At 39.0% G+C, this 17,523-nt stretch carries 17 protein-coding genes; 14 read left to right on the forward strand and 3 right to left on the reverse strand.

The genetic code is table 11. The features are described 5' to 3' along the window. Positions 1–5: 5 nt before the first annotated feature. The 11 genes from lspA (at position 6) to QUE86_RS13310 (ending at position 13,212) form a co-directional block, all read left to right on the forward strand. Positions 6–506, forward strand: a complete 501-nt coding sequence (gene lspA, locus QUE86_RS13260; RefSeq protein WP_130051919.1) for a signal peptidase II — start codon at positions 6–8, stop codon at positions 504–506. Further along, positions 503–943, forward strand: a complete 441-nt coding sequence (gene fkpB, locus QUE86_RS13265) for an FKBP-type peptidyl-prolyl cis-trans isomerase (RefSeq protein ID WP_130051918.1) — start codon at positions 503–505, stop codon at positions 941–943. The genes lspA and fkpB overlap by 4 nt, the downstream gene beginning before the upstream one ends. Next, complete coding sequence (gene ispH, locus QUE86_RS13270; RefSeq protein WP_130051917.1) at positions 943–1,872, forward strand: 4-hydroxy-3-methylbut-2-enyl diphosphate reductase; 930 nt, start codon at positions 943–945, stop codon at positions 1,870–1,872. Before fkpB ends, ispH begins: the two co-directional genes overlap by 1 nt. A gap of 37 nt (positions 1,873–1,909) precedes the next feature. Then, entirely contained in the window at positions 1,910–2,935 is a 1,026-nt protein-coding gene (locus QUE86_RS13275; protein ID WP_130051916.1) for a sensor histidine kinase, read from the forward strand. Continuing rightward, the gene (locus QUE86_RS13280) at positions 2,932–3,642 is read left to right on the forward strand and encodes a LytR/AlgR family response regulator transcription factor (RefSeq protein WP_175580442.1); all 711 of its coding nucleotides are present in this window, start codon (positions 2,932–2,934) and stop codon (positions 3,640–3,642) included. Before QUE86_RS13275 ends, QUE86_RS13280 begins: the two co-directional genes overlap by 4 nt. A gap of 175 nt (positions 3,643–3,817) precedes the next feature. Further along, on the forward strand, positions 3,818–4,372 hold the full coding sequence (gene pilV / locus QUE86_RS13285) for a type IV pilus modification protein PilV (RefSeq protein ID WP_167658481.1): 555 nt from the start codon (positions 3,818–3,820) through the stop codon (positions 4,370–4,372). A 1-nt stretch (position 4,373) separates the two neighbouring features. Then, the gene (locus QUE86_RS13290; RefSeq protein WP_256854720.1) at positions 4,374–5,369 is read left to right on the forward strand and encodes a PilW family protein; all 996 of its coding nucleotides are present in this window, start codon (positions 4,374–4,376) and stop codon (positions 5,367–5,369) included. After that, positions 5,357–5,839, forward strand: coding sequence for a pilus assembly PilX family protein (locus QUE86_RS13295; RefSeq protein ID WP_130051913.1), 483 nt, complete (start codon positions 5,357–5,359; stop codon positions 5,837–5,839). The genes QUE86_RS13290 and QUE86_RS13295 overlap by 13 nt, the downstream gene beginning before the upstream one ends. 14 nt (positions 5,840–5,853) lie before the next feature. Then, positions 5,854–8,901 carry a PilC/PilY family type IV pilus protein gene (locus tag QUE86_RS13300; RefSeq protein WP_286257770.1) on the forward strand — a complete coding sequence of 1,016 codons (3,048 nt, stop codon included), beginning with the start codon at positions 5,854–5,856 and terminating at the stop codon, positions 8,899–8,901. Between the two features lie 531 nt (positions 8,902–9,432). Further along, positions 9,433–12,627 (forward strand): pilus assembly protein, encoded by a 3,195-nt coding sequence (locus tag QUE86_RS13305; RefSeq protein WP_130051912.1) that lies wholly within the window; start codon positions 9,433–9,435, stop codon positions 12,625–12,627. Between the two features lie 159 nt (positions 12,628–12,786). Further along, a complete protein-coding gene (locus QUE86_RS13310) occupies positions 12,787–13,212 on the forward strand; it encodes a type IV pilin protein (protein ID WP_178926775.1) in 426 nt (141 codons plus the stop codon). A 3-nt stretch (positions 13,213–13,215) separates the two neighbouring features. On the opposite strand, the gene QUE86_RS13315 is transcribed toward QUE86_RS13310, so the two are convergent. Further along, entirely contained in the window at positions 13,216–13,743 is a 528-nt protein-coding gene (locus tag QUE86_RS13315) for a GspH/FimT family pseudopilin (RefSeq protein ID WP_178926776.1), read from the reverse strand. Between the two features lie 71 nt (positions 13,744–13,814). After that, entirely contained in the window at positions 13,815–14,363 is a 549-nt protein-coding gene (locus QUE86_RS13320) for a GspH/FimT family pseudopilin (RefSeq protein ID WP_130051909.1), read from the reverse strand. A 139-nt stretch (positions 14,364–14,502) separates the two neighbouring features. Between QUE86_RS13320 and QUE86_RS13325 the strand changes: the two genes are divergently transcribed. Continuing rightward, positions 14,503–14,841: a P-II family nitrogen regulator gene (locus QUE86_RS13325; protein WP_054551748.1), complete on the forward strand. Its 339-nt coding sequence runs from the start codon at positions 14,503–14,505 to the stop codon at positions 14,839–14,841. 68 nt (positions 14,842–14,909) lie between these two features. Here QUE86_RS13325 and QUE86_RS13330 read toward each other — a convergent pair whose 3' ends face one another. Next, positions 14,910–15,668 carry an outer membrane protein assembly factor BamD gene (locus QUE86_RS13330; RefSeq protein ID WP_130051908.1) on the reverse strand — a complete coding sequence of 253 codons (759 nt, stop codon included), beginning with the start codon at positions 15,666–15,668 and terminating at the stop codon, positions 14,910–14,912. Between the two features lie 129 nt (positions 15,669–15,797). Here QUE86_RS13330 and rluD point away from each other — a divergent pair, with 129 nt between their 5' ends. Further along, positions 15,798–16,775, forward strand: a complete 978-nt coding sequence (rluD, locus tag QUE86_RS13335) for a 23S rRNA pseudouridine(1911/1915/1917) synthase RluD (RefSeq protein WP_130051907.1) — start codon at positions 15,798–15,800, stop codon at positions 16,773–16,775. After that, a complete protein-coding gene (gene pgeF / locus QUE86_RS13340) occupies positions 16,775–17,503 on the forward strand; it encodes a peptidoglycan editing factor PgeF (protein WP_434784479.1) in 729 nt (242 codons plus the stop codon). The genes rluD and pgeF overlap by 1 nt, the downstream gene beginning before the upstream one ends. Positions 17,504–17,523 lie beyond the last annotated feature (20 nt).

A 17,523-nucleotide genomic window follows, 5' to 3' on the forward strand; every position in this document is an offset into this window, starting at 1 on the left:
TGTTAGTGAGCAAACTAGCCGGAAAAAGTGGCTTGGTTTGGTTATGGCTGAGTCTACTACTTTTAGTAGTAGACCATGCGACAAAAACACTTGTCGTTAATACCATGGCCTACAAAGAGTCGATAGATATTCTGCCGTTCTTTAATTTCACCTATGTACATAACTATGGTGCAGCATTTAGCTTTTTAAGTGATTCTGGTGGTTGGCAGCGCTGGTTTTTTAGTTTGATTGCTGTGTCGATCAGTGTGTTATTAGTGTGGTGGCTTAAACGCTTACCAGCGACGAACAAGGTCTTGTGTTCTGCTTATGCGTTAGTGTTAGCCGGCGCGATTGGCAATTTATACGACCGCATCGCTTATGGCTATGTTATTGACTTCTTACACGTATATTATGAAAATTGGCACTTTCCTGTTTTTAATATTGCCGATTGTGCAATTTGCATCGGTGCCGCATTACTTTTATTTGATGCCTTCACAGGCGAAAGTCCTAAGGAGCAACAAGCATGAGCCAAGCTGTAATTGGTGAAAACTCTGAAGTGATCTTTCATTTCTCAATTAAATTAGAGGATGGCTCAGCAGCCGATTCAACTAAGGTGCATAATAAACCTGCAAAATTGCGAATGGGTGATGGTAGCCTAACAGAAAACTTTGAAAAATGTTTACTAGGTTTAGCTGCTGGTGACAGTAAGTCATTTGCGTTGGAGCCAGAGGATGCATTTGGTCAGCCAAATCCAGATAACATTTATTATGTAGACCGCAGCAAGTTTGGTGCAGAGACCCCTGCTGAAGTAGGTAATATTATAGCTTTTACTCAGCCTGATGGTACTGAATTACCAGGACTTGTTCGTGAAGTGCAAGGTGACTCTGTCACGATTGACTTTAATCACCCACTTGCGGGACAACGCTTAACCTTTGAAGTCGATATTTTAGAGGTAACAGGTTAATGGATATTTTATTAGCAAATCCACGTGGTTTTTGTGCCGGTGTTGATCGTGCAATTAGTATTGTGGAACGTGCACTTGATATCTTTGAAAAACCTATCTATGTGCGCCATGAAGTGGTTCATAATCGATATGTTGTTGATGGACTTAAAAATCGTGGTGCAGTATTTGTTGAAGAGCTAGATCAGGTGCCTGACGACAGCATTGTCATTTTTAGCGCTCATGGTGTATCGCAAGCTGTTCGCAACGAAGCAAAACGTCGTGATCTCAAAGTGTTTGATGCAACTTGCCCACTAGTAACAAAAGTACATATGGAAGTAACACGTGCAAGCCGCAAAGGGACTGAGTGCGTGTTAATCGGTCACCATGGGCACCCTGAAGTCGAAGGTACAATGGGGCAGTATGACAACGAAAAGGGTGGTATTTATTTAGTAGAAACCCCTGAGGATGTTGCTAGCTTAACGGTTAAAAACCCTGAAAATCTGTTTTACTGTAGCCAAACAACCTTATCTGTTGATGATACGGCAGATGTGATTGATGCACTTCGTACTAAGTTTCCGGCGATTGATGGTCCGCGTAAAGATGACATTTGTTATGCTACGCAAAACCGTCAAGATGCCGTTCGTGACTTGGCAGATAAAGTAGATGTACTGCTTGTTGTGGGGGCTAAAAATAGCTCTAACTCAAATCGTTTACGTGAGCTTGCTGACAAAATGGGAACGACCGCTTATTTAATCGATGATGCGAGTAATGTTGAAGCTGATTGGTTTAACAATGTAAATGCTGTCGGTGTCACTGCAGGCGCATCTGCACCAGAAGTTTTAGTTCAGCAGGTAATTGCACGTCTAAAAGAATTAGGTGGTAATCAAGTTGTTGAAAATCCAGGTGAAGAAGAGAACATAGTATTTGCTGTTCCCGTTGAGCTACGCTAATCTAAACAGTTAGTAGACAACAATAAAAGAGGAGCCCATGAGCAAACAGCCAAATTCAAACGGCTTGCTGATTGCGGCTCTTTTTCAATCCCGTGGTGTCCTTGCCACACTGATCGTCAGCCAAGTCATTGCTATTTTACTCGCTTTCTCGCCAATGAGTTTAGGTGATGTGTGGTCACGTCTTGCAATATTTAGCTGCTTTTTACACCTTATCTTTCTTTCTAGTTTATCTTTACTTTATTTGAGTCGAGTTATACTCATAAAGCTATCACAGACGCATCAGCTGACCATTTTAATTTTATCCTTACTTGGATTAACTTACGTTTATAGCTGGCTGTTTTTGACTCTATTTTCAGATGTTTTTTCTATGGAGTCGAGAGCAAACTTTATTGGCAGTAACCTACTAATTGTGTTTTTAGTAGCGGCACTATTTGGTCAGTTTTTGCATATTCATAATCAAAAAGAGCTGCAAACTAAAGCGTTAGCTCAGGCTGAGCTAGATGCATTGCAAGCAAGAATTCGGCCCCATTTTTTGTTTAATAGTTTAAATACGGCCGCTGAGCTTACACATTATGATGCTGACGCCGCAGAGCAGGCAATTTTAGCACTGGCGGCGCTATCACAGGCAGCTATGCGAAGCGGTAAAGCGATTAAGCTTGTTGACGAAATCACCTTGTGCCAACAGTATGTAGCACTTGAACGTTGGCGCTACGGTGAACGGTTAGCTTTAAGTTGGAAATTACCTGAGGCGCTGCCAGATATTGATATTCCCTGTTTAACAATTCAACCAATTATTGAAAATGCCGTATTTTATGGTGTGGAGCCCGCTGAGCTGGGAAATATCTCGGTCGAAATGCATCAATCAGACAAAGCTTATACCTTCATTATAACTAACCCAGTCGCAGCACAAGTGAGCCATTCGCGAACAGGTAATGGTATGGCGCTTGATAATATTCGTCAGCGCTTGGCGCTGTTTTATAATCAAAGAGCGCAACTTACGACTACTATTCGTGATGGAATTTTTAGAGTGAAGCTAGTTATACCAAAGCAGAGGGGCGCATGATAAAAGTATTGATTGCTGATGATGAGCCTTTAGCAAGGGCACGTATCAAACGTTTATTATCTACTAATGAGGGTTATACTGTGGTTGGTGAAGCAAGTAATGGTGAACAAGCGATAGAGCTTTGTAAGTGCTTGCAACCTGATTTAGTCATGCTTGATATTAATATGCCTAAGCTGACTGGGTTAGAGGTAGCAGCAGAGCTAAAGCAGTTTTCTATCCCTCCTGCAGTTATGTTTTTAACAGCACATGCCGAGCATGCGTTAACTGCATTTGAGCTCGCTGTTGATGGTTATTTAGTTAAACCTGTTTCTGAGCAAGCATTAACCAAAGCAATGGCTCAACTTAGTAAATTAAACCGGACTCAAGTAAGCCCACTTGAAAATAACTATATTAGTTATCAACTTGCTGGCGTATTGAGAAGGATAAATGTGGATGATGTTATATGCTGTATCGCTGAACAAAAATACACTCGAGTTGTATTTTTCAAAGGTGAAGCGCTTATTGAACAGAGTTTAAAGCAACTCGAGCAAACCTATCCGTTACAGTTACTGCGAATTCATCGCAACACGCTTGTGAATTCACAGCATATTGTAAGTCTTAATAACTCGTTGACGGGTGGTCATACCGTGATTATGAAGCAATTTGAAGAGCCGTTAGCTGTTAGTCGTCGAGAGCTTAAAAATGTTAAAGCTGCGATGGGTAAGTAAAAGTCACCTAATTAGTCTTTCCTATTAGTTTTGGCTCTTTCTGGGTCAATGGTATTAGCTTCAATGAGGGAGGAATACCGCTTATCGAGCATTTTGACCGCTTATCCATATTCAGATTGTGATTTATTAGTGTTCTTTTATTCTTACGGTATGTAAAAGTATCCGTAATTTCATCATGTTTAAACATCCTGACCAGCAAGGTTTTACTTTAATCGAAGTACTTATTGCCTTTGTTATTTTAAGTTTTGGTTTATTAGGCGCTGTGGCCCTCCAAGCAAAAGCTAAGCAAGCAAGCTTCGATGCATTGCAACGCTCTGCTGCAATTGCGTTAGGCAATGACATTATTCAACGCATGCGAGCTAATGATTCTTCAGGCTTTGCAGGTTTGTATAATGGAGAATTTAGCAGTGAATCTTCGGCTGGTGCAGTACAACCGTGTCTTAACGCTAGATGTTCTGCGCAACAAATCGCAGCATTCGATAAACAACAGTGGATACGAGCCATTCAAGCCCGTGAAAATACAGGTGCTTTAGATGACGCAACAGTGTGTATAAGTAGCACCCCTGTCGCTGCAGGGAGTGCAAATGAGTTCAATATTCAAGTTGTGATCAGTTGGCGAGGTAGACAAGAGTTATCAGCTAGCAAAGAAAATAATGCTGTCAAATGTGGCGCTGCTACTGATAAGCGTCGTTTGGTTGTTCTTGATAGTTATATCTATTTAAGGTCTTGATATGAATAAACATAATGGATTTACGCTGGTTGAGGTAATGGTCGCTTTATTTATAGGTGGCCTGGTTCTTGGTGGCGTGATGTTTACTTATATCAGTATGAAAGTAACTACAAAAGATACAATGGCTATTGGTGAGTTACAAGAAACAGGTCGTTTAGCATTAAATATAATGCAACGAGATATAGAACAAATCGGCTTTTGGGGCACCTTTTATGAAGACTCGTTTTCGAGTGATAACACTGATACCACACGGGTTAATAACCCAGGTAATGACTGTTCAGCAGGCTTGAACAATGCAAGCTTTCCAGATGCTAATGCAAATACAAACTTTCGCTCGGTTTATGCAATAGAAGCAAGTTCAGCCAATGCTTTAGGCTGTATTAACGATGCTAATCAAAACTCCGATATTTTACAGGTTAAGTTTTTAGAAGGACTACAAATCCAACCTAACAGTACTAATAACAGAAACTTTTATTTTGTTGCTGAGCAAGAGTTTGGGCTTTTTTCTCGAGGACCGATAGCTGCAGGCGCAATAAATGGGAATGCAACAATTTGGCGTTACAGGCACCATGTCTACTACATTTCAGAGCAAACGTTTAGTTTTAACAAAAAGACAGTCAAAGTACCCGCTCTAAAACGAATGAGGCTAACAGTAAATGCAGGTATGAGAAAAGAAACCATCATGGAAGGGGTTGAGAATTTACATTTTGTTTTTGGCTTGGATACGACTAATAACAGTCGTGTAGACACTTATAAAAGTATTACTGATATGACAGAAAGTGACTGGGAAAATCGCCGAGGAATTTTAACGGTTCAGGTGTTTTTATTAGCCAGAACGCTGATGCCTGATGCAAATTTAAAGGTTACTAATCAAACATACACGTTAGGAGAAGGTACTAGCGGTAGGGTGCTTAAATTTAATGACAATTACAGGCGAGCTCTTTTTACAACAACAATTAGGCTTAACAATGTGGGGGCAAATTTATGGCGCATGTAACCTTAGCAAAAAAGCAACAAGGCGTTGTATTAATTGTAGCATTGATAATGGTGGTAGCTGTTACAGGGATTGCTGTTACTTTAATGAATAGTAGTTCTATTGATATAAAAATAACAAACGCAGTACAAGAACGTGAAGTCGCTGAAAATGAGTTATTTGGTAATGTTCAGCAAGTAATTGCAGCAGAGGCCACAAAAGGCGGCGATAGTGCTTTTCTGATGAAAGCTGCAGAAATACCTGAGGGGGGCTTTGTAATTGGAAGGGTTGGCAATACAACTAACACCATGACTAACTTAAATAATGGTGCCTTAGATTTACCTTGTCCTCGAAAATATAATTTCACCTCAGGCGTAGCATGCAACATGATTCAGGTTAATAGCACAATAACTTATGGCAAGAAAAGTACTCATGTTCTGACAATAACTACGGGGGTTGCCCAAGAAATGGCAAGCCTAAATACGGGTGGTTAGAGAAGGAAAGCAAAATGAAAGCCAGTACTATTTTACTTTTTTTTATGTGTATATTTGCCTTAGTATTTATCGTGCCAGGGTATGCTGATGATACAGAGCTATATGTAAATTACGATAAAGATTTAGCTGAAAAGACACGAGTATTATTTGTGTTAGATACATCAGGAAGTATGCTCCGTTCAGCAGAAACTGGTTTACAATGTCGTGATCCATACACTAGCTTTTTATTAGAGTGTCCAGATAGCCGAATAAATGCAGCCCGAAATGTAATTACAAGAGTTATTAACTCCAACCCCGATATGGATTTTGGTTTATTTCGTTTTTCAGCGAATGAAGGTGGATATTTAAAAGCAAAGTTAGGAACAGATCACAAAACAATAAAAAATATTATTAGTAACATATCAGCTGGGGGATCTACTCCAGTCACAGAGACTTTATGGGAAACTTATCGGTATTTAACCGGGCAAAGTGTTGATTTTGCGAAACTAATTGATCCTTCAATGCGAGATACGACAGCGGAAAAAGATCAGCAATATGTGTCGCCTTTTAGTTCTCCAAATAAACGGTGTGATAATACAGTCAATATTATTCTTATTTCTGATGGTGAGCCTCAGTGGGATAATAGCCGTGATGCTTATATACAAAATATTTACCGAAACTATTTTGGTACAACAGCGCCTTCTTATCCTGTGAATGATTATGAACCAGATAGCCATTTAGCTGCATTAGCAAAAATTATTCATGGAACAAAGAATGTAAAGGTTGATTTGTATACCAAAACATCATCTGTAAATGACCAAGGGGTAATTTATACCGTAGGTTTTGGCAGTGGTATCACTGATAACAATGAAGCACTGCTTACGAAAACTGCTGAGTTTGGTGGCGGCCAATATCTTTTTGCAAATAATGCGAAAGGGTTATCTGAAGCAATCGATAAGGCCTTCGCAGTCATTAGAGAGGATAGTGGAGATTTTACTGCACCCGCTATTACTTCGAATAATAGGGATCAGACTCGTAGTAGAGATGCTTTGTATTACACGATGTTCTATCCAAGCACTAACGCTCGTTGGCGAGGAAACCTAAAGAAATTGAAAGTGTCGGGTGATTCAATCGTTGATGCAACTGGTAAGTCTGCATTGAATACTCAAGGACTAATTGCTAAGAATGCAAGAACATTTTGGCTTCCAGATGAAGAGAGCCCTGATGGTAATTCTGTTGAATTAGGTGGGGTCAACCTTTACTTATCAAGTATTTCAAGTTTACCAAAAGGTGGACGCAAAGTTTTAAGTAACCTTAGTGGGCGTATGCTTAACTTTACCCGCTACCGTGTTGTTTATCACTATAATACAATTGCAAAGGCTGCTGCAGTTTTTGAAGCAAAACCAGAAGAAGTTGAAGATTTAATTAATTGGTCAAGAGGTCTCGATGTAGATGATGAGAATAATGATTACTCAACATCTGACTCACGAAAAGATATTTTTGGTGACCCACTTCACTCTAGGCCTGTCACTATTGATTATGGTAACGATGACGTTCGTATTTTAATAGGTACAAATGCTGGCTACTTACATATGTTTCAAGATAAGAACGATGTGTTAAGTGAAAGTTGGGCTTTCATTCCTAGACATCTATATAAAATTATAAAACCGCTGAGAGATAACCAGAGAAATAATAAAGTTTATGGTATCGATGGGCCTATCTCGGTATTTTTTGATGATAAAAATAAGGATGGTATTGTTGGTAAAGGTGATCGAGTTTGGGCATTTTTTGGTTTAAGGCGAGGCGGTAATAATTACTACGGACTTGATATTACAAAGCCTGATTCACCAAAAGTATTGTGGGGGGGACCAATTGTTGGCGGTTCTGGTGATTTTCAAGAACTAGCTCAAACATGGTCTAAAGCACAAGTAGCCTATATAAATTTGCGAGGCTATAAAGACCGTCCTGTACTCATCTTTGGTGCGGGCTATGATACCAACAAAGATAATAGACAACGTTCATCAGACTCTAAAGGAAGGGGAATATATATTGTTGATGCAGAGACAGGAAAAAAAATCTGGGCGCTGACACCATCGCAAAATGGTTTCCAAGGAAAGCACAGTATAGCTTCTGATATTGCTCTTGTTGACTCTGACTATGATGGTTATATAGATCGTTTGTATGCGAGCGACACAGGTGGAGATATTTGGCGAATTGATATGGCTACAGATAACTCCAATAATTGGACACACTTCAAGTTAGCGAGCCTTGGAGGTACTTATGCTAGTACAGATCGGCGTTTCTTCTATAAACCAACTATTGCAAGAAGTGTGTACAGTAAAGTTTCTGAGGTTGTTGTTAATGGTAAGTCAACAATAACACGTTTAGATACTCCGTTTGATGCGGTTTTAATAGGCAGTGGGAACCGTGCAAAGCCGACTTTGACATCGGTAAAAGATCAGTTATTTATGATCCGGGATATAAATACTGTGACTAAGTCTTTCACTGGGAATAATGTCCCTACTACAATTACTCACTCTGATTTAATGAATGTAAGTTCTGATCCATTTGCCAAGCAACTAGATGATATTAAAGGCTTTGTTAACCTTGAAATTGAGTTATCTCGTTTTCATGGTTGGTATTATAACTTGCCGATAAAAGGAGAAAAATCGTTAGCCGCAAGTACTGTTGTGGGTGGTGTCGCCTACTTTACAAGTTTTTCACCGGGTTCGACAAGTAATATTACAGACCAATGTAGTCTAAGCGGGGGAAGTGGGGGGCTCTATGCTTTTCACTTGCATTATGGAACAAAAGTATATGATGAACTTAAGTACGAAACTGGGAATGATGTACCTGATACACCGCAATTATTTTTCGGTGAAAATGATAAAGGTGAAAGCCAGTTCATGTTGATTGGAACTGGAATCATTGGTGAAAAAGCGCCATTTGTGGCAAAAGGGGTTTTGGGTCCCGGATTGAATATTGAAAATGGTAAAGTCAAATTAGTCAGTAATGATCGGCTTGGATTTGAAGTTCAACAAACTTATATATATAAACAAGAAAGGTTTGACCAAAGTCAGTGAAAATTAATGGTTTATAATTGATTGCTGATGATAACCTTTATTTGTGGTGTTATTTCTCTCTTTTTGGGATGTTAAATACCATTATAATATTCTTGTGAGGCCTTTGGGTTTATAAATTAATATCTACTGGAATATGAAAATAATCCTTTTAGGTTGTTTGGGTTTTGTTTTTTGGTTATTTTTTACTGCTTTTTTAAGGTGTTAACTAACCCTTTGAATGTTACTTATAGCTAATGAATACTTTTTCAAATGGTTAAATGTTTATTGTAGTGAATGTCTGTATTAAAAAGTGGTGTTTTCTATAAACAAATTTCAGTACTTATGTTTTAATTCAATATAATTGGTTATAATTAATGTAATCTAGATTTTAGTTTTAATTATACATATTAAGTTATATCTTTATCAAAGAGTAACTAGATTTTAAGTTTGAAAAATAACCTAGTACTATGAACAATTGCAGGCAAGTAAGTTAAGCATTGGGCTACTTGAACTGCACTCTTTTTTAACATTGGCATCGAGTTGGGTTTTGTGATGAAAATAGGAAAATTAATTAGCAAACTCTTGCTAAATTGTGCTGTGATTTTCAGTATGATGACCCATGCGGAAGACATCGAATTGTATGTTAATCACAATGTTGATTTAGATGAAAAACCACGCGTACTCATTGTTTTTGACACCTCAGGTAGTATGGCGTTTTCAACCAGCTCAGGTAATAGTTGCGGTTATTCTGGTGGCTATATTTTGTGCAGCGATAGCCGATTAGGCGTTGCACAAGATGCGATAACTAAACTTGTAGATGGTAATGATGATATTGATTTTGGTCTTATGCGTTTTAATAGTACTAGCGGTGGTTATGTACTAGCGGGTATTGGTTCGCCAATGTCAACGCTGAAAACGACGATCGCCAATTTACCTGCTGATGGAGGGACACCGCTAACTGAAACTCTCTGGGAAGCGTATCTATATATTACTGGGCAAAGTTTATATTATGGCGAGAAAGTTAATGAGCTATTTCGCGATACTTCTGTAGAAAGTAAAACATCAACAACAAATAGAGTCAGGAAGTGTAACTGGTGGGGGTGCTGGTGGGAAAATGAAACAGTTACTAATTACACTTATATCTCTCCTTTTGATAACCCTGATGAAGTAAAGCGCTGTGATAACTCAGTTAATGTAATTTACATGACTGATGGTGACCCATCTGCGGGCTCTGATAATGAGCAAGACTCAAACATAAGCAGTTTACACAAGTCGTATTTCGGTAGCTCTCTATCAGATAGCGATAAAATTGCTGGTGTGTATTTGCACAAGCTTGCAAAAATTATCCATGGAACTGACAATGTTGAAGTTGATCTACGTCCAGATACTTCCGAAATTCATGAAACAGGTCGGGTTTACACCATAGGTTTTGGCTCTGGAATGAGTGACAATGGTAAACGTTTGTTGTCTGAAACCGCTCGCCTTGGAGGTGGTAAGTACCTTCATGCCAATACCTCTGATCAATTATCAGAGGCTTTAAAAAATACCATAACTCAAATTCGAGAGGTCAATGACAGTTTTACAGCTCCCTCTGTAGCGAGTAACAACGTAGATCAAACTCGCAGCCGAGAATCAATTTATTATGCGATGTTTTATCCTAAAACAGGAGCTCGTTGGCGTGGTAACTTGAAAAAGTTAAAAGTGTCTGGTGACCAAATTATTGATAAAGATGGTAAACAGGCTCTAAATGAAGATGGTCTTATAGATAAAAATGCAAAAACATTTTGGTTACCAAGTGGTGAAAATGCTGATGGCAATTCAGTAGAGCTAGGTGGCGTGAACTTATATCTTTCTAATTCTTCAAGCGTTCCTAATCAAGGCAGAAAGGTTATCACCAATGTTAATGGCCGATTACTTAATTTCACACGTTACCGAGTTGTTTTTCATTATGGAACAATAGCAAAAGCAGCAGTCGATTTTGAAGCGGACGCCAATGAAGTTGAGGATCTTATAAATTGGTCAAGAGGTCTTGATATTGATGATGAAGATAAAGATGGTTCAACAACTGATTCGCGCAAAGATATCTTTGGTGATCCACTACATTCAAAACCTGTAACGATTGATTATGGAAATGATGATATCCGTATTTTAATCGGAACTAATGCAGGTTATTTGCATATGTTTCAAGATAAAAATGATGTACTAAGTGAAAGCTGGGCATTTATCCCTAGAAGCTTATATAAAATTATAAAGCCACTTCGTGAGAATCAAGCAGATACAAAGGTCTATGGTGTTGACGGGCCAATTTCAATATTTTTTGATGATAAAAATAATGATGGGATAGTTAATGACTCAGATCGTGTTTGGGCATTTTTTGGCCTAAGACGAGGTGGTAACAAGTATTATGGCCTTGATATTACTAATCCTGATTCTCCCAAATTATTATGGGATGAGCCTATTACAGGTGGAACAGGCGACTTTTCAGAGCTGGCACAAACATGGTCTAAGCCAACGGTGACGTACATTAACTTAAGTGGATACAAAGATAAACCGGTGCTTATATTTGGTGCAGGTTATGATACCAACAAAGATAATGTTATTCGTACAAACGATAGTAAAGGACGAGGCGTTTTTATTGTTGATGCCGAAACAGGAAAGAAAATATGGGCCTTAACGCCAAATGAAAATGGATTTACAGGTAATCACAGTATTGCCTCAGATATAACGGTTTTAGATTCTGACTACGATGGTTATGTTGATCGTTTATACGCAACAGATACAGGTGGAGATATTTGGCGAATTGATATGCCATCTGAGAATTATAATGATTCAACAGAGCCATGGACACATTTTAAGTTAGCTAGTTTAGGCAGTACATTAGCTACCCAAGATCGTCGTTTTTTCTATAAGCCTATGATTGCCAGGACCATGTTTAGCAAAGTATCTAAAACAACTTATCAAGGTGAATCAATTACAACACGTATTGATACTCCATTTGATGCCGTATTAATAGGTAGCGGGAATCGCTCAAAACCGTTATCAACAGCAACAAATGATCAGCTTTTTATGATACGCGATATCAATACGGTAACTCAGTCATTTATGGGAACGGATGTACCAGCGCCTATCACTCAAGCTGATTTAATGGATGTGGGGTCAGATCCATTCGGTAATGCACTAGATGACCTGGATAAATTTACTGAGCTTGAAGTAGAACTGGGTGAATTTAGCGGTTGGTATTATAACCTACCAACTACCGGTGAAAAGTCACTAGCGGCAAGTACCGTAATAGGTGGCGTTGCTTACTTTACAAGTTTTTCACCAGCATCCACTACTGATTTAGTAAATCAATGTTCACTTACCGGGGGCTCTGGTAGCTTGTATGCTTTCCACTTACATTACGGCACTAAGGTATATGATAACTTAAAATTCACTACTTCTAATGATGTGCCTGACACACCTCAGCTCTACTTTGGTATAGGCGATAGCTGTGTCGATGGTAATAGTGATGGTTTCTGCGATGACAATACAAGTGAAAAGGTAAAAGAGCAAAGCCAATTCTTGTCTATAGGACCAGGTATTAAAGGTGAGCAAAACCCGTTTAAGGTTCAAGAAATTTTAGGTCCAGGGCTTACAATTGAAGATGGTAAAATCAAATTAGTGAGTGATGCAGTGCCAATTGGCTTTGGATTTAAAACACAACAGACATTTATTTATAAGCAAGAAATAAACGATAACAGTAATTAATTCCCGTTCAAAGACTCTGCTTAACAGTTTAAAACTAACTTAGGCAGCGTTGTATGATGGAATTGAGTATTTATCTAATTGCATAATCGCGACTCTAAACCTATGATAAGTTTAAAGCGAAGAATGCTCTGAATTAACAAAAGCATAGGTATTAAATAAATGAATATAATAAGGAAAAAAAACCTAAAAGGTTTTACATTAATTGAGCTGATGATTGCTGTAGCAATCTTAGGAATTATTGCGAGCATTGCTATCCCAAGTTATTTTGAACATGTAAAACGTACAGCAAGAACAGAGGCAATAACCTCATTATTAGACGCGGCTAATAAACAAGAACAATACTTTGTTGATAATCGTGAGTACACAACTTCACTTTCTGCTCTAGGTGTTGCAGAAACAACAGAAAACAATTTTTATAAGTTAAAGGCGACTGTCAATAATAATGCCGGTACCTTTGAATTAGAGGCAACACCAGTATCAGGTCCGCCACTACAAGATTCAGAATGCACTAAATTAATAATTACAGACACAGGCCTTAAAAAATCTCAAGGTTCTGCTGATTCGAGCACTTGTTGGGGGAAATAGGCTTTAGCACTTATCAGTATCAATCATTCTGACTCGACCTATTGTACTGACCCTAATAGCAAGCCCTTTGAGGCTTGCTTTTATGTATTCTGGGCAGTATATAAAAGTGCCATTGTTTAAACCCACTGGCATACCTGTTGGGCTAAATGTTACTGAGTGACGTGGGTAAGTCAGCATATCTAATTTATTTATTGCTTCAACTTCCAATAATTTGGTATCGCCACTTTCAAACACACCAAGCTCGCCTTTATCGACAAAGACAGTTAAAGATTTATGCCACATCGCCTTGTTACAACGGTTAAGCTTTAAAGCACAAAATGTCACATAGGCATTATTAGTTTGTGCCTTGAGGCGAGTAAATTGTAGTGCTCTTTTAACTGTATGCATATTACTTTCTAAGCGGTTATTGGCGAGGAGTGGCTTATATTCAAATAAAGCGAAATGCAGTAAAAACGAAAAAATTGATAAGACTATTAGGATTTCAATTAACATAGCACCTTTAAGGCTACGCAAGTAATTATTTGTCTTCATCCTTGAAGACTCCAAATCGCGACTATTTATTAAAATGTAATAGGAGCTTTGTATTTGTCAATTAAATAGAGTTAATTACATGTTTTTGTTGTTGTTCCTTCATACATTGCGGTGCCAGACTGTGAAATAGATAAGGCTTTATTGTTATCATTATTGCTACTTGAAGGGCAATATACGAATGTGCCTGGATCAGTTCTAATCATACCGCTAGTTTCAAATCTTATAACTCTTGCACCAGAAAAACTGAGCGAGCTATTATTGGGTATCTCTTCCATTACGCGCAAAATGATATCCCCTTGGCCAGGATTAAAAGTACCGTTAGGGCTTTTATCTACAAATACAAAAATACTTCCCAGGCTCCAGTCTCTTGAACAAAATATAGATTTATTTTGTTCAATTGATTCTGTATCGCCTGCGCAAACAATGACTAATTCATCACTACTCGTCGCTTTTGCTCGTGCAAAGCTGAGCGTGCGTTTTAATTCAAGCAAGTAGCTTTCGGCGCGGTCGCTTTCTAACATATCTGAGCTATCCCATAGCGCAATGACAGCAACGATGCCAACAATGGCAATCGTGACCATTAGTTCCAATAATGTAAAACCCCGTTGTAATGATTTCATTGTTATCTCTATTCTGAATCACTTTGTTTAATAATATCATGATTGCTGATTTAATCACCGTAATTCATAGCTTTGTTTGCCATCAGCAATTGGATTGTCTAAAATCGAGTCAATCGAGAAATAATAAGTAACCCTTAAAATGAAAAAAATCGAAGCAATTATTAAACCATTCAAGCTTGATGACGTGCGTGAAGCATTATCAGATGTTGGCATCACAGGGATGACGGTAAGTGAAGTTAAAGGCTTTGGCCGTCAAAAAGGACACACCGAGCTTTATCGTGGCGCTGAGTACATGGTGGACTTTTTACCTAAAGTAAAATTAGACATCGTTTTAAGCGATGAAGATGTTGACCGTGCAATTGATGTTATCGTTAAAACATCGCAGACAGGAAAAATTGGTGACGGTAAAATCTTTGTCACTGATGTTGAGCGAGTAGTGCGTATTCGTACCGCGGAAGAAGATGAAGACGCGATTTGATAAAATATTAGATTAATCGCAAACATTAAAAAGGCGCCCTAGGCGCCTTTTTTGCTTTTTAAATTATTTTAACGCTTGTTTGCTTCTCGCGTTGCTTTAGCGTGTTCACTTAGCTCAGATAAGCCAAGTTTATTGTAGCTTTTTTCCATGATCTCAAGCGCTTGATCAAGGTAACTACTTTGTGAGTAGTGCTCAACTACATATTTGCCACGGTTAGCAGCAGCAAGGTATGCTTCACGCTCATAGTAGTACTCAGCAACTTTTAACTCGTAGCGTGCCATTTTATTGAGTAACCACACAACACGTCTTTTTGCCTCTGGTGCATAAACACTATTAGGAAAACGTTTTAATAGTGTTGATAAATCAGTAAATGCAACACGAGTACGGTTTGCATCTCTGTCTGCACGGTCTACACCAAAATATTCTTGGAAGGCGTTTTCATCCGCTTTGATATTCACTAAGCCACGCATGTAGTACATATAGTCTAAATCTTTGTGGTTTGGATTTAAGCGAATAAAACGGTCGATAGTTGCCAGTGCTTGCTCAGTATTACCTGCTTGATAATGTGCATACACTAAGTCCATTTGTACTTGTTTTGATAGAGGACCAAAAGGGTAGCGAGAATCAATAGCGCTTAATAGCTCAATTGCACGAGCATATAAGCCAGAATCTAATGTTTGTTTGGCATCTTCATATAAAGCTTGCGCAGATTTATTAGGAACGCGTTGGATATCTTCTTGGTCGGGTGCTGATGAACAGGCACCTAAGCCAAGTACAGATACTGAAAAAACTATGGCGAACGCACGTTTCCCTATTTTATTTATCATTTTATTTCTTACCTTCGATGTCTTCGGCTAGGCCAAGTGAGGAAAACCGAGTAAACTATACGTATTATATTAAAGCGATTCTAACCCAGTCGAGCACAGCTTGCACTGGTAAATTGGGTAAAGTTACTAATGTCAGAGCAAATTTCTCTCCAAGCCGAGGTTCCAATTGACCTTGGCGGTAAACGTCTAGACCAAGTATTAGCGCAATTGTTCCCTGATTATTCTCGTTCACGTATAAAAACGTGGATTTTGGATGATAAAATCACTGTGAACGGCGAAATTTTAAACACACCACGTGAAAAACTACTCGGTGGCGAAACGGTGAGTGTTGAAACAACCATCGAAGCCCCTCGTGAATATGAAGCACAAAATATCAAATTAAACATCGTTTATGAAGACGATGATATTTTGGTAATTAATAAACCTATGGGGTTAGTGGTACATCCTGGTGCAGGTAACCCAGATGGCACAGTATTAAATGCTTTATTACACCATTACCCAGAGATCATCAATGTACCCCGTGCAGGTATTGTCCATCGTCTAGATAAAGACACCACAGGATTAATGGTGGTGGCTAAAACTATTCCGGCACAAACACATTTAGTATCTGCACTGCAAAAGCGTGAAAACTTCACCCGTGAATATGAAGCAATTTGTAATGGCACAATGACTGCTGGTGGTATGGTTGAAAAACCAATTGGTCGACATGCAACAAAACGTACTCACATGGCCGTGCATGAAATGGGCAAACCAGCGATAACACATTACCGTGTAGCAGAAAAATTCCGTGCTCATACACGCTTACGTTTACGATTAGAAACTGGTCGTACTCACCAAATTCGTGTACACATGGCTTACTTGAACCATCCATTGGTTGGTGATCAACTATATGGAGGTCGCCCGCGTCCGCCAAAAGGGGCTACACCTGAGCTGTTTCAAATGCTACGTGATTTTAAACGTCAAGCCTTACATGCCGTTAAGCTCTCTATTGCGCATCCAATTACGGGTGAGTTGATGACATGGCAAGCTCCAATTCCAGATGATATGGCTGCCATGACAGAAGCATTACGCGCAGATACCAAAGCAAACCCAAATATCGAGCTTTAATTGTGATGATCACACCAGCATGGACTGCACCCAAAACTGTTAGCGCAATCAGTACCACTCGAAAGGGGGGTGTTTCATTCGCACCGTTTGATAGTTTCAATTTGGGTTTACATGTTGGTGATGATGAACAAGCTGTACTTGCAAATCGTGCGCTACTAGCAAGTCACTTACCAAATCCCGCGGTTTGGTTAAACCAAGTTCATAGCAGTGATGTGGTTGTGGTTGATGAAAGGTGTGATTTAAGCCTAGTTCATTCTGCTGATGCGCTGTATACCAATATAGTAAAACAGCCGCTTGCGATAATGACAGCTGATTGTTTGCCTGTGTTACTTTGCTCGAATTCTGGCAATGAAATTGCAGCAGTGCATGGTGGCTGGCGTGGCTTATCACAAGGTATATTGGCAAAAACCATTTCGCATTTCAAAGTGCCTACAAGCGATATTATTGCTTGGTTAGGCCCTGCTATTGCTCCCTTACAATTTGAAGTTGGGCAAGAGGTTAAAGATTGCTTTTGTTCGCAAAACCCGCTTCACGAACTGGCATTTACAGCCAAACATGAAAAATACATGGCTGATATCTACTTATTAGCACGTCAGCAATTAGCGCAATTAGGCGTGGCCAATATTTCAGGTGGTGAATACTGTACAGTCAGTGATAAGTCACAATTTTTCTCTTATCGCCGCGACGGACAAACTGGTCGCATGGCTAGCTTGATCTGGCGCAATTAATACGCCTTTTTTGTGATTAA

It is taken from the genome of Pseudoalteromonas apostichopi, from assembly GCF_030297135.1.
GTDB lineage: Bacteria > Pseudomonadota > Gammaproteobacteria > Enterobacterales > Alteromonadaceae > Pseudoalteromonas > Pseudoalteromonas apostichopi.